The organism is Myxococcus sp. NMCA1, assembly GCF_026810205.1.
GTDB classification, from domain to species: domain Bacteria; phylum Myxococcota; class Myxococcia; order Myxococcales; family Myxococcaceae; genus Myxococcus; species Myxococcus xanthus_A.
Map to the genome: position 1 here is coordinate 6,374,380 of NZ_CP113950.1, position 12,343 is coordinate 6,386,722.

Sequence of the window (12,343 nt, forward strand, 5' to 3'; positions counted from 1 at the left end):
GAACGTGCTTTCAGGCCCACGGTGGGCGCATGAAGGCGCGTCCCATCGACAATCCGCCCAACCCCTGGGCGAGCACCGCGGTGGAGTACCTGGACGAAATCCCGCCGTCCAAGCTGGAGGTCTTCGAGGACCACAGCCGACAGGTGCTGTCCCACAACGACAGCCCGGACGTGGGCTTCAGTTGGAGCGTCAACCCGTACCGGGGCTGCCTCCACGCCTGCGCGTACTGCTACGCGCGGCCCACGCACCAGTACCTGGACATGGGCGCGGGCACCGACTTCGAGACGAAGCTGGTGGTGAAGCCCCGGGCGCCGGAGCTGCTCCGCGAGGCCTTCGAGAAACCCTCCTGGAAGGGTGAAACCGTCGTCTTCAGCGGCGTCACCGACTGCTACCAGCCGCTGGAGGCCTCCTTGCGGCTGACGCGAGGCTGCCTGGAGGTCTGCGCCGAGTACCGCAACCCGGTGGGCATCATCACCAAGGGCGTGCTCGTCGAACGGGACTTGGACGTCCTCCAAAGGCTGGCCCGGGACGCACGCCTGTGGGTCAGCATCAGCCTCCCCTTCCACAACGCGGAGCTGGCCCGGGCCATGGAGCCCTATGCCGCCTCCCCCATGCGCCGACTGCTGACCATCCGCCGGCTCACCGAGGCGGGCATCGACGTGGCGGTGTCGGTGGCCCCCATCATCCCGGGCCTCAACGACGAGGACATCCACCGCGTGCTGGCCGCGGCGCGTGAAGCCGGCGCCACCCGCGCGCACCACATCCTGGTGCGGCTGCCCGGCCCGGTGAAGGACGTCTTCGCGGAGCGGCTGCGCGCGAAGCTGCCCCTGCGCGCGGAACGGGTGCTCCACCGCATCCGGGAAACCCGCGGCGGGGAGCTCAACGACAGCCGCTTCAAGCACCGGATGCGCGGTGACGGCCTCTACGCGGAGACCATCCACCGCCTCTTCCACACCGCGGCGCGCAAGGTGGGCATCCGCGCCTCGTACATCACTGAGGACGCCCCGGACACCTTCCGGCGTCCGGAGCGCAAGCCGCCGCCCACGCCGCAGCTCAGCCTCTTCTGAGCGCGCACGCGGGCGGCGGGCGTCATTTCCGGATGGCTTGGACGATGGAGATGAGGATGACGGAGCCCACCGTCGCCACCAGCAGTGACCAGAGGTTGAAGCCCGTCACCCCGGTGCCGCCCATCAGACTGAAAACCCAGCCGCCAATCATGGCCCCGACGATGCCGGTGGCGATGTTGGCGAACATGCCCATGCGGGCGTTGGTGCCCTTGATGATGCTGGCCAGCCAGCCCGCGATGCCACCCAGCACCAACCACGTACAGATACCCATGACGACCTCCTTCGTGCCCTCCGGTTGCTATCAGACCTCCCGCCCTCGCGCAGCGGCCGACCGCCCTCCTCATGTACGCACGGGCCGTGGACGCATTGCATCCGGCCCCTGAAACGACGACGCCCCGTGCCTCGCTCGGAGACACGGGGCATCCGCGGCGCGCGCGTGTGTCACTCAGTCCTTGCCGAGCATGCCGTCGCGCAAGCTGCCATCCACCGGGCTCTTGCCCACGAAGACGGAGAAGAGCGCGTCGGAGAAGTCCTTGCCCTCGACGGAGATCTCCTTGCCCGTCTTGCTGGACACCTGCGTGCCCTGGCCGGGGATGTACGTGAGGATGAGCTCGTCACCCTTCTTCACGTCCGGGATGGCCGCGTTGAAGGTGTCCAGCTTGGGCTGGAGCTCCGGCAGCTTGGAGCCCGCGTTCTTCTTGAAGCCGTCGCCAATGGCATCGACGATGGTCTTCTTGTCCAGATCCCTCAGCATGTACATGCGCACACGCTTGATCTGGTCCGAGCTGATGATGGCGGCGCCGTCCTTGGACGGCGTCTCCAGATAGAGCCCCGCCGTATAGACCTTGAACACCAGCTTGCTGCGCAGGCCCACGCCGTTGAGCTTCAGCTCCTTGCCGGCAACGGACGCGGTCTCCGGGTACTTCACCCCCGCAACCTCCTTGGCGAAGGCCGGAACGGCGAACATCAGGGACAGCACGACGGCGGTCAGCGAGGCTTTCATGAATCCTCCGGGTGTGGGTAATCCGTGCGGTTGGACGCAGCCTACCCGCGTGTCTTCACGAAGTGGTCCATGAAGGCGGCCAGCGTGCGCACATTCTCCACGCTCACCGCGTTGTACATTGAAACGCGGATTCCTCCGGCCGTCCGGTGCCCCTTGAGGCCCACCATTCCTTGCTGCTTCGCGTCAGCGACGAAGGCCGCATCCAACGCATCCGAGGGCAACTGGAAGACAGCGTTCATCACTGAACGGGACTCGCGCTCCACCGGCGCGCGGTAGAAGTCCGGGTACCGGTCCACGGCCCCATAGAGCAACGCCGCTTTTTCCCGGTTCCACTGCTCCAGCTGCGCGAGGCCCCCCACCGACTGCACCCAGGCCAGGACGTTGCGCACCAGGTAGACGGCCAGGGTGGGCGGCGTGTTGTAGAGCGAGTTGCTCTCCGCGTGGGTGGTGTAGCGGAAGATCTTCGGAATGTCCGTCCGGCCCCGCGCGATGAACGCCTTGTCAGCCACCACCAGCGTCACGCCGGAGGGCCCCAGGTTCTTCTGCGCGCCCGCGTAGATGAGGCCGAAGCGGCTGACATCAAAGCCCTTCCACAGGAAGTCCGAGCTCATGTCCGCCACCAACGGCACGTTCCCCACGTCCGGGAAGGTGTGCCACTGGGTGCCGAAGATGGTGTTGTTGCTCGTCAGGTGGACATACGCCGCGTTCGAGTCGAGGCGCAGCTCATCCTGGCGGGGCACCCGCGTGTAGCGCTTGTCCGGCCGCGCCGTGCTCACCGCGACGCGCGGCGTGCCGTAGTACTTCGCCTCGTCGAAGGCCTTCTCGCTCCACACGCCCGTCATGAGGTAGTCCGCGCTGGCGCCGGGCGGCAGGAAGTTCATCGGCACCTGGGCGAACTGCTGGGAGGCGCCGCCGGTGAGGAACAGGACCTGGTGGGTGTCGGGAATCCCCAGCAGCCGGGTCAACAGGGAGACGGCTTCGTCGTGGACCCCCTCGTATTCCCGTCCCCGGTGGCTGTGCTCCATCACCGACATGCCGGAGCCCTGGAAGTCGATCAGTTCGTCCCGAGCCCGCTCGAGGGCCGGCAGTGGCAGTCCGGCCGGGCCGGCGTTGAAGTTGATGACGCGCATGGCAGTGTCCCTTCTTGAAATGAACGGCCGCGGAGACATTCTTCCCCCCAGCGCCCCCCCGGGTGCCAGCGAGAAAAAGGTTGCCCGCCTGCTTCCATGGAGACGGTGGCGTCCACCGGCCCTGTGGCCGGCGGGCCTTTGCGAGGGTCTGGAGGACAGGTGGCTGCGTCGGAGGGACTGACGGAGTGGGTGCGGCGGGCATCGCAGGGGGAGGCGTCTGCCTACAGCGAGCTCTACCGGCGCACGCGTCCTCTGGTGACGCGGCTGGTGGGCGGCTTCGCCCAGTTGGACGCCGACGAGGTGGAGGACGTCATCCAGGAGACCTTCGTCCGGGCGTTCCGGGCGCTCCCCCGGCTGAAGGAGCCCGGGGCCTTCGAGTCATGGCTGCTGTCCATTGCCCGAAACCGGGCCCGGACGCGGCTGGAGCGGAAGTCCAGCACCCGGCGGCTGGAGGAGGACGTGGCGGACCCGGAACCGGAGACGGTCCCCCACATTCCCGAGGCGCTGCAACTGGAGCGTGACATCGCGGTGGTGCGGCGGCTCATCGCGGAGCTGCCCGAGGGCGAGGAGAAACGGACGGTGCACCTCTTCTACGTGGAGGGTGAGCTGTCCGCGCGGGAGATTGCGGAGAAGCTGGGCGTGGGAAAAAGCGCGGTGACGATGCGGCTGGAGCGGTTCCGGTCTCGAATCAAGCGCGAGCTGCTGCGGCGAGTCCTCGCCGGCCGGTGGGAGTGAGTGTTCATGAAACACCTGGACGATGGCGCACTGAGCGCCCTTTCCCGCCGAGAGCCCGAGGCCGTGGCGTACTTCGCCGGACACCTGGCGCACCCGTGTGAGACTTGCGAGGCGTTCCTCGCCACGCACCCGGGCCCGGGCCTGCTCGACGGTCAGGCGGACTCGCTGCTGCTGGGGCTCGCTCCAACCGGCGCGTCCGCTCCGCCCCTGGATGAAGTGGGTCTGGCGCGCGTGCGGCGCGCGCTGCGAACCCATCGGCCCGCGGCCGGGCGCTGGGGCATGATCGCCGGCGGTCTTGCCGCGTGCCTGCTGGCGGTGGTGTTGCTGCCCCGCATGCGGGGGGCGGGGCCCTCCGGCCAGGAAGGCTCGGCGGAGGAATGGACGGGTGAGAAGGGACGCTTGGCGCGCATCGCCCTGGAGCTGTCGGTGGTGGCACGCGACAGCGCGGGAGGACTGCGGCGCCTGGACCCGGGCAGCCCGGTGAAGGATTCGGATGTGCTGCTCCTGCGCTACCACGCCACCGAGGCGGGCACCGCTCTGCTCTTCGAGCAACGGCGGGGCGAGGCGCCGGAGCTGCTGGGCCAATTCCCCCTGGTCGCGGGCACCCATGACCTGCAGGGGCCGCAGGGGCTCGCGGGCGTGAGCCTCGCGGGCGAGGCCGGCCCGGTGACGCTGTGGCTGGTGGGCTCCACCGGTTCGCCGCCCGAGGCCGCGGCGGTCGGTGAAATGTTGGAGGGAAGAAGCGGCGCGGGACTCCAGGGCCCACTGGCCATCATCCGGTTCGACGTGAGCGTGCGAAGCAGCCAGAATCGTCCCTGAACGGTTCCACGTGAGGCGACTCCTTCCCATCCTGCTGGCCTGTCTGGCCGCGTGCGCGACGCCCTCCTCCTCCGGGGAGAAGGGCGGACTGGTGCCGCTGAAGCTCGATGAAGCGTCGCTGTCCAGCGCCTACAAGCCGCGCCGGATGGCCCTGCTGGTGGGCATCGCCTCGTTCGACGACCCGCGCTGGAAGGAGCTGCGCTACACCGGCAAGGACGCCCGTGATTTGGGCGCCGCGCTGAAGGACCCCGCGCGCGGCGGGTTCGACCAGGTGCGTGTGCTCACCCGCCGCGAGGAGACGACGCGCAAGGCCATCCTCGCGGCGCTCCGGCAGCTCAAGAAGGAGGCGAACCGCCCCGATGACGTGGTGGTCGTCTACTTCTCAGCGCACGGCACGCTGGCGCGCGACGCGAAGGGCGAGCTGCGGCGCTACCTGGTCACCCGCGACGCGGCATACCGGGACATCCCCCAGACGGCGCTGAGCATGGACACGCTGAAGGCGGAGTTCGACGGGCTGGCCAGCCGGCGCCGCATGCTGGTGCTGGCCACCTGCCACAGCGGCAGCGGCAAGTCGTTGCTGCCCAAGGAATTGAAGGCGGAGCTGGAGGGCATCAAGTCCGGCTTCTACACCCGGCCGCTGGAGGAGTCGTCGCGCGCGTCCATGGTGTTCGCCGCCTGCGACTGGGGTGAGACGGCGCGAGAGGACGAGAGCCTGCGCAACGACATCTACACCCACTTCCTCATCGACGGCTTGAGCGGCGCGGCGGACCGCAATGGTGACGGCGCCGTCACGGCCACCGAGGCCCATGACCACGCACGCCGCCGCACCTTCGCCTTCACCGAGGGGCGGCAGCGGCCGTCGGCGGAAATCCTGGAAGTGGGCGCGGACCCCGTGGTGCTCTCCGGCAGCATCACCCGGACGGGCCGCCCCGAGCTGTTCTCCTACAACCCGCGCCTGGACGGCTTCACGCTCAAGGTGGACGGCGAGGCGCGCACGGACCTGCCCGGCGGCGCGGCGGTGACACCCGGCAAGCGGACGGTGGAGCTGACCAAGGGCGACGCCGTCCTCATGCGCCGTGACGTGGAGGTGGGGCAGGGGGACCGTCTGCCCCTGGAGCGGCTGCTGGCGGAAGCCTTCCCGCGGCGTTCGCTGTCGCTGCTGGGCGGCATCTTCAGCTTCGCGGACGCCCGCAGCCGCACCGAGCTGCTGCCCATGTCCCCCGAAGTCGCCCTGTCACTGCGGCTGGAGGACCAGCCGCTCCAGGATTTCGGACTGCTCTTCGACGTGGCCTTCAGCACTGGCAACCGGGCCCTGCAGCTGACGCCGGGCAGCGAGGTGCCCTTCCGCTACACCACCGTCTCCGCCGGAGCGGCCCTTCCCTACCTGTGGCGCTGGGAGCGGCTGACGTTGTTCGCGGGGCCGCGTGTGGCCGGCCTGTACCTCAGGCGGTCCTTTGACGTAGAGGCTGCCGCCAACGGGCAACGGTTCTTCACCGTCAGCCCCGGCGTGGTGGGCGGCATCGTGTGGCGGGTGGGTGAGCGGCTGGAGCTGATGTCACAGGCCCAGTTCATGCTGACGTATGTCGTTGTGGATGGGCAGGGGCAGGCCGTGGGTTTCACGGGTGGCTGGGCCGGCGCGGGATATCGTTTCTGATGCGCTCGACGTTTCACATCGCGGTAGCCACCCTCCTGGCCTGCTGCGCCGCGGGCTGCGGCAACCTGGAGAACGCCCCCTTCCGGGTGGGCACCGTGCATGGGCAGCTCACGGAGAGCGACCCCTCGGTGGCCATGGTGTCGCTGGTGGACCAACCCGGCGTGAGCAGCCATGTCGACGCGGACGGGCGCTTCACCCTGGAGGACATCCCCACGGGGATGGCGGAGCTCTTCATCGTCGCCACGGCCGAAAAGGCCGCCCGCGTCCAGGTGCAGGTGCTGGGAGGCCAGTCCGTTCAGGTACAACCGGTGGCGCCCACGCCCGCGGGCTTCCTCGACCTGCGCGTGAAGACGACCAACGGCTTCCGGCTGTCCGCGGCGGAGGTGTCCGTGAAGGGCACACCCTTCCAGCGGCTGCTGCTGGACGCGAAGGGGCGGCTGCGCGTGGGGCCCCTTCCGGACGGCTGCTACTCCGTGACGGTGACGGCCCTGGGCTTTCCGGCCACCCAGGTCGAGGACTGCGCGGGCCCCGGCGAGAAGAAGGAGCTCAAGGTCGACCTGGAGGCGGACGAGTCGCTCCTCGAACAGGGCTGCCAAGAGATTGGCTGCGAGGAAGGCCTGGTGTGCGCGCCGAACAAGAAGTGCCTGGAGTGCTTCGGCAACTCGCAATGCGGCGCGGGCCTGACGTGCAAGGGCAACCGCTGCGAGGGCCCCGGTCCCCTGTGCGCGCCCTGCACGGGCGACTGGCAATGCGCCGCTGGGACGCACTGCGAGGTGCTGCCCGAAGGAAGCGCCGCGTGCGTCGCCCGGTGTGGCGACGACGATGACGCCCCCCCCACGGCCCAGGCCTTGTCGGTCGACGATTACTCGGCGCGGTGCGCGCCGGGCTTCACCTGCCAGTCCGGGCGGTGCTTGCCAGATGCCGCGAACTTCGCGGGCTGCCATGCCCTGCGGCGGATGGACGCGCCCTGCACCGACGACGCGAACTGCCACGAGCTGGGACTGCCCGGCGGGCGCTGTGTCAGCGGGGCCTGCACGGTGCCCTGCGCAACGGACCGTGACTGCCCGGACACCCGGTGGTGCGTGACTTCATCGGCGGGCCGCGTCTGCCAGGTCGGGACGTAACACCGTGGCGAGCCAAGGCACCCCGCGGCTCCGCATCATCCTGGTCACCCTGTACACCGTCACGACGTGGGGCTGTGAGCCGGCCCCCCGCCATCCTTCGACGGTTCACAACACCCCTCCCCGGCTCGAAGTCAGCCCCACCCTGGACATCACCCCGCTGCGAGTGGGCCAGGCCGTGGAGTTCGTGGCCTCCGTCGAGGATGCGGAGGACGGCGCCGCGCTGGGCGCCAACGTGCTGTGGGTGTCCTCCGTCGAAGGGCAACTGGCCCGCGGCGCACGCGCCACCCTCGCCTTCAGCGAACCGGGAGAGCAGCGGCTGACCGCCTCGGTGGTGGACGCCGGTGGACTGGCCGCGAGCGCGTCACTCCACTTGAACGTCCTCGCGCGGGGCGCTCCCGTGGCCACCGTGCTGCGCCCCGCCCCGGGCAGCACCTTCAACCTCGGCGAGGTGTTGGGCCTGGAGTGCGTGGCGATGACGGAGCGTGGCGCGCGGCTCCAGGGGCGCGCGGTGCAGTGGACGTCCGCCCTGTCCGGGCCGCTGCCTGCCGGCGACGTGGTGCGGGCAACCCTGTCCGTGGCCGGCGAGGACAGCCTCCGCTGCACGGCGGTGGACTCCGCCACGGGTGTCTCCGCCACCGCCGCAGTGCGCGTCACCGTCCGCGCCACGCGCGCTCCCAGCGTGCGCATCCTCCGGCCCGAGCCCGCGGAAATCTTCGTGAAGCAAGGCGAGGCACCACCCCACGGCGCCTCCGTCCGCTTCGCGGCCACCGCCCAGGACTTCCACGCCGAGGGCGGCGCGGGCAACCTGGACGGCGTGGTGGAGTGGCGCTTGGCGCCCACTGGGCGTCCGCTGGGCCGAGGCCCAGCCCTGACACACGCCTTCACCGCGCCCGGCGTCTACACGGTGATGGCGCGGGTGGTGGATGGGCGCGGCAACACCGCCTCGGACAGCGTGCAGGTGCGGCTGGTCACCAACCTTCCGCCCCGGTGCGAGCTGGAGCTCCCCGCGACCGAGAATCCACGCCTGCTCGTGGGCGTCCCCAGCCGGCTGCGGGCCCGCTGCGTGGACCCGGAGACGGAGCAACCGGTGGAGCCCACCTGGACCACCAGCGCCGAGCCCACGCCCCTGGGCACGGGTGAAGCCGTGAGTGCAGTGCTGTCCGTGGCCGGTGCGCAGGTGTTGTCGGCGTGCGCCGTGGACCCCGAGGACACCGAGCTGCGCGGCTGTGTGGAACGGCCGGTGCGCGCCATCGTCAACACGCCCCCCATTGGCTGCGCCATCCAGGCACCGCTTCCGGACGCGGTGGTGAACGCGGGTGTGCCGCTGACGCTCACGGGTTCGGCGTCGGACGCGGAGGATGCGCGGACGGGCCTGCGCTACACGTGGGTGTCCTCGCGGGACGGCGCCCTGGCCCAGGGCCCGAGCACGCACACCGTCCGGCTGTCCACGCCCGGCCACCACGTGCTGACGCTCACCGCGACGGACCCCTGGGGACTGGCCTGCGCGGCGACCGTCGCCGTCACTGTGAATGGCGCGCCCGACGTGCGGGTGGAGAGTGTGCTGCAAGGCGTGCTGGATTGCGGCAGAGGCCCATGCCTGGAGGGGCAGCCCGTGTTCCTCACCGGCTTCGCGAGGCCCGCGGCCCCTCAGGGGCACATCGCGGAGCTGACGTGGCTGGACAACCTGGCGGGGAGTCTTTTGGCGGTCGCGCTGCCGCTGCCCACCGCCACCCTCGCCTTGCCCCTCGCCGGTCGCCACACGACGGTGCTGGCCGCCACCGACCAGAACGGCGCGGTGAGCCGCGCGGCAACGTCCTTCACGGTGCTGCCGCTGGGAGGCGCGCGGCTGATGGAGGACGTGCCGGACGCGCAGCGGCCCGTGGTGGCCCTGGCACTCACCCCGGAAGGGCTCCGCTACGCCGACGGCGCATCCCCTCGGGTGTATGCGGAGCGCGCCTCCACGACGGTGCTGGACGTGGACGCCCCGGCCCTGTCGCTCCATACGTTTCAAGGAGGAGACGGCAACGTGCTCTTCGTGGGCACCGACGGCGGCGGCGTGCTCCGGTGCGTCCAGCACACCTGCACGCGACACACGGGCGCCATGCTGGGCGCCACGGGCGCGGCGGTGACCGCGGTGGCCGCGTGGGAATCCCCGGACGTGCTGCTGCTGGGCACCCGCCGGGGCGTGGTCCTCACACGCGCGAGCGACCCCGCCTCCGGAGGACGCATGGGCACCGTGGGCGGCCGCCGCCTGCTGGACGGACGCGAGGTGCGCCAGCTCGCCATCTCCCCGGACTCCAGCCCGGAACGCGTGACGGCCTGGGCGGCCACCTCGGGTGGGCTCGCGGAAATCACCATCTTGGCGGACGACGACTTCGAGCCCGGGCTCGCCGAAGTCGTGGTGCGGATCCACACTCCACCGGCCATTCCCGATGACGACGTCCTGTCCGTGGCCGTGGGGCCCGAGGGCCAGGTGTTCGCCGGCACGAGGAAGGGCTTCAGCGCGCTGGGACAGCCCGGTCCCGCGCTGCGCGACGCGCCCTGGGGACTGCAGGACGAGGAGATTCGCGCGCTCCACTTCGAACGGCAGACCGTGGGCGCGCGCACCCGGGACATCCTCTGGGCCGGCACGAAGAACGGGCTGGTTCGCTATGACGTGTCAGTAGACATCGCCACCCACTTCGGAACGGAAGAGGGCTTGCCGGACCCGGACGTGAGCGCCCTGCTCGTGGCGCCCGGAGGACCGCGCTACGTGGGCACGGCGCGAGGCCTGGTGACGTACCCCTGGCACTGAGCGCCCGGACAGCGCGGGCCCTTCAACCCCCGCTGCCGTCACCCGGGAGGAGCACCAATCCATCGCGGCCGAAGCGCGCCACTGTCGCTCGCAGGTCGGCCTCCGCCATGCCCGTGGCCGCCACCACGTCCGCCAGTGCCAACCCCTCCACCGCCATCTTCAGCACCAACAGCGCCGGCGGCGTGGCGGCCATGTAGAGCGTCTTCAACTGCTCCGGGTGGCGCCACAGCAGCGCCAGCTCCGCGCCCGACGCTGGTGACGTCGCGACGCCTCGGGCCCGCACGTACGCGCACAGGTGGAAGTCGTGCTCCAGCACCACCAGGGTGGGATTGGCCGTCAGCCGCTCCACGCGTTCGGGCGAAGGCTCCAGGGACGCGAACACCGCGAAGTCGGTCCACTCGAAGCGGGCCAGTGCGGGCACGAACAGCGCCAATCCCCGCGAGGCCGCGTCCGCGAGAAACGCGGGAAAGCCTTCGCACAGGTGGTTGAGCTCATGGTGCCGCGCGGGCCGCTTCCGCGTGAAGGCCGCCACCAGGCCGTCCCATGCGTCCTGCCCCAGGGCCTGGCGCGTCAGCGGAAACACCTTGTCCAGCGCGGAGCGCACATGGCCGAGCACGAAGCCGCCGTAGAGAGACACCCGCTCACGCGGCGCCTCCCACCCCGGGTGCCTCGCGTACAGCGCCGCCAGTGACTCCGGGCCGGGCTCGGCGAGGTAGCTCCCCATGCTGTCGAAGAAGTCGCGCAGGGACGGCTTCATCGGCCGGCGACCTCCCGCAGCGCGGCTCGCGCCACATCCGCCTCGTCCAGCACCGCGTCCAGGGAAGGAATGTCCTGGTCCCACTCGATGAGCGTCGCTACCGGACCGGTGCGCGCCAGCACGTAGCGGTAGAGCGACCACACGTCGTCGCAGACGCGGTCGCCATGCGTGTCGACGATGACGTCCGGGTAGCACGTGTGGCCGGCCAGGTGAATCTGCACCACGCGCTCCAGCGGCAGGGCGTCCACGAAGGCCCGCGCGTCGTAGCCATGGTTGCGCGCGTTGACGTAGACGTTGTTCACGTCCAGCAGCAGCCCACAGTCCGCCTGCTCCACGACGTGGCGGAGGAAATCCGCCTCCCGCAGCGTGCCGCCGGGCATCCGCGCGTAGTAGCTCGGGTTCTCCAATAGGAAGGGACGGCCCACGCGGTCCATCACCTCACGCACGCGGGGCACCACGTGCTCGACAGCGGCCTCGCTGAACGGCAGCGGCAGCAAGTCGTGCAGGTACACACCGTCCAGCCGCGAAAAACAGAGGTGGTCGGAGAAGAAGGGCGCGTCCACCCGCTTCACCAGCGCCGACAGTCCCCGGACATAGTCGTCATCCAGCGCGTCCGGGCCGCCGATGTTCAACCCCACGCCATGGGGCAACACGGGCCACCGCTCCGCGCATGCGTCCAGCGCGCGCTGCGAGCGCCCCCCCAGCGACAGGAAGTTCTCCGGGATGAGCTCCACCCAGTCGAGCGTCCGTCCGGTGCGCGGCAGCTCCGCATAGAAGCTCCTGCGCAGCCCGATGCCCGCACCCAGCGGCTTCAGCCCATGTCGCTGTGCGTACGTCACCACGGCAGAAGCCCTCTCGAGGCGTGGGAAACAACCCGGGCGGCGGTGGAGCTGCTCAACCGCCCGGCAACAAGGGCCCGGCCTTCACCAGGCCCTCGGGACTTCGGTCCGGAGGAACTACTCCTTCTTCTGGCCGCCGCAGGAGCCGGAGCCGCACGAGCCGGCGCCACAGCTGCCCTCGGCGCCCTTCTCCTCGGTCGCGGCCGGAGCGGCCTCCTGCGACTCCGTGGCTCCGCTGCTCTCCGCGCCAGTCTCCTCGGCCGTGGCGGGCTCCATCTCCGCCGACTTCTTGGTCACACAACCCGTGGCCAGCGCGGCCAGGGACAGGGTGCCGACAACCGCTGCAAGCGCCTTGACGTTCATGGATGAGACTTCCTTTCGGTACTGCGTGGGGGGTGTTGTGTGGAGGTCACGGGTGCAT

General features: G+C 70.4%; 12 protein-coding genes. 6 read left to right on the forward strand and 6 right to left on the reverse strand.

From position 1 onward, the window contains the following. The first annotated feature begins 29 nt into the window (after positions 1 to 29). Complete coding sequence (locus tag OZ403_RS26140; RefSeq protein WP_140794007.1) at positions 30 to 1,067, forward strand: PA0069 family radical SAM protein; 1,038 nt, start codon at positions 30 to 32, stop codon at positions 1,065 to 1,067. Positions 1,068 to 1,089: 22 nt separating this feature from the next. Here OZ403_RS26140 and OZ403_RS26145 read toward each other — a convergent pair whose 3' ends face one another. The 3 genes from OZ403_RS26145 to serC form a co-directional block, all read right to left on the reverse strand. Beyond that, entirely contained in the window at positions 1,090 to 1,338 is a 249-nt protein-coding gene (locus tag OZ403_RS26145; protein WP_140794009.1) for a GlsB/YeaQ/YmgE family stress response membrane protein, read from the reverse strand. Positions 1,339 to 1,512: 174 nt separating this feature from the next. After that, positions 1,513 to 2,070 carry a chalcone isomerase family protein gene (locus OZ403_RS26150; RefSeq protein WP_140794011.1) on the reverse strand — a complete coding sequence of 186 codons (558 nt, stop codon included), beginning with the start codon at positions 2,068 to 2,070 and terminating at the stop codon, positions 1,513 to 1,515. Positions 2,071 to 2,111: 41 nt separating this feature from the next. Then, complete coding sequence (gene serC, locus OZ403_RS26155; protein WP_268782061.1) at positions 2,112 to 3,200, reverse strand: 3-phosphoserine/phosphohydroxythreonine transaminase; 1,089 nt, start codon at positions 3,198 to 3,200, stop codon at positions 2,112 to 2,114. Positions 3,201 to 3,359: 159 nt separating this feature from the next. On the opposite strand from serC, the gene OZ403_RS26160 reads away from it, so the two are divergent. From OZ403_RS26160 to OZ403_RS26180, 5 genes are read left to right on the forward strand one after another with little or no spacing between them, the layout of a single operon-like run. Continuing rightward, positions 3,360 to 3,935, forward strand: a complete 576-nt coding sequence (locus OZ403_RS26160) for an RNA polymerase sigma factor (protein ID WP_174258892.1) — start codon at positions 3,360 to 3,362, stop codon at positions 3,933 to 3,935. A gap of 6 nt (positions 3,936 to 3,941) precedes the next feature. Further along, complete coding sequence (locus OZ403_RS26165) at positions 3,942 to 4,754, forward strand: hypothetical protein (protein WP_237077414.1); 813 nt, start codon at positions 3,942 to 3,944, stop codon at positions 4,752 to 4,754. Between the two features lie 10 nt (positions 4,755 to 4,764). Beyond that, a complete protein-coding gene (locus tag OZ403_RS26170; RefSeq protein WP_140794019.1) occupies positions 4,765 to 6,408 on the forward strand; it encodes a caspase family protein in 1,644 nt (547 codons plus the stop codon). Continuing rightward, positions 6,408 to 7,532 carry a carboxypeptidase-like regulatory domain-containing protein gene (locus OZ403_RS26175; protein WP_268782062.1) on the forward strand — a complete coding sequence of 375 codons (1,125 nt, stop codon included), beginning with the start codon at positions 6,408 to 6,410 and terminating at the stop codon, positions 7,530 to 7,532. Before OZ403_RS26170 ends, OZ403_RS26175 begins: the two co-directional genes overlap by 1 nt. 4 nt (positions 7,533 to 7,536) lie before the next feature. Then, positions 7,537 to 10,326, forward strand: coding sequence for a hypothetical protein (locus tag OZ403_RS26180; protein ID WP_268782063.1), 2,790 nt, complete (start codon positions 7,537 to 7,539; stop codon positions 10,324 to 10,326). Between the two features lie 22 nt (positions 10,327 to 10,348). Here OZ403_RS26180 and OZ403_RS26185 read toward each other — a convergent pair whose 3' ends face one another. The 3 genes from OZ403_RS26185 to OZ403_RS26195 all read right to left on the reverse strand — a co-directional run bounded on the left by OZ403_RS26185 (position 10,349) and on the right by OZ403_RS26195 (position 12,285). After that, positions 10,349 to 11,083, reverse strand: coding sequence for an HvfC/BufC N-terminal domain-containing protein (locus OZ403_RS26185; protein WP_140856017.1), 735 nt, complete (start codon positions 11,081 to 11,083; stop codon positions 10,349 to 10,351). Next, the gene (gene bufB / locus OZ403_RS26190; protein WP_140856019.1) at positions 11,080 to 11,925 is read right to left on the reverse strand and encodes an MNIO family bufferin maturase; all 846 of its coding nucleotides are present in this window, start codon (positions 11,923 to 11,925) and stop codon (positions 11,080 to 11,082) included. The genes OZ403_RS26185 and bufB overlap by 4 nt, the downstream gene beginning before the upstream one ends. 114 nt (positions 11,926 to 12,039) lie before the next feature. After that, on the reverse strand, positions 12,040 to 12,285 hold the full coding sequence (locus OZ403_RS26195) for a hypothetical protein (RefSeq protein ID WP_140794029.1): 246 nt from the start codon (positions 12,283 to 12,285) through the stop codon (positions 12,040 to 12,042). Positions 12,286 to 12,343 lie beyond the last annotated feature (58 nt).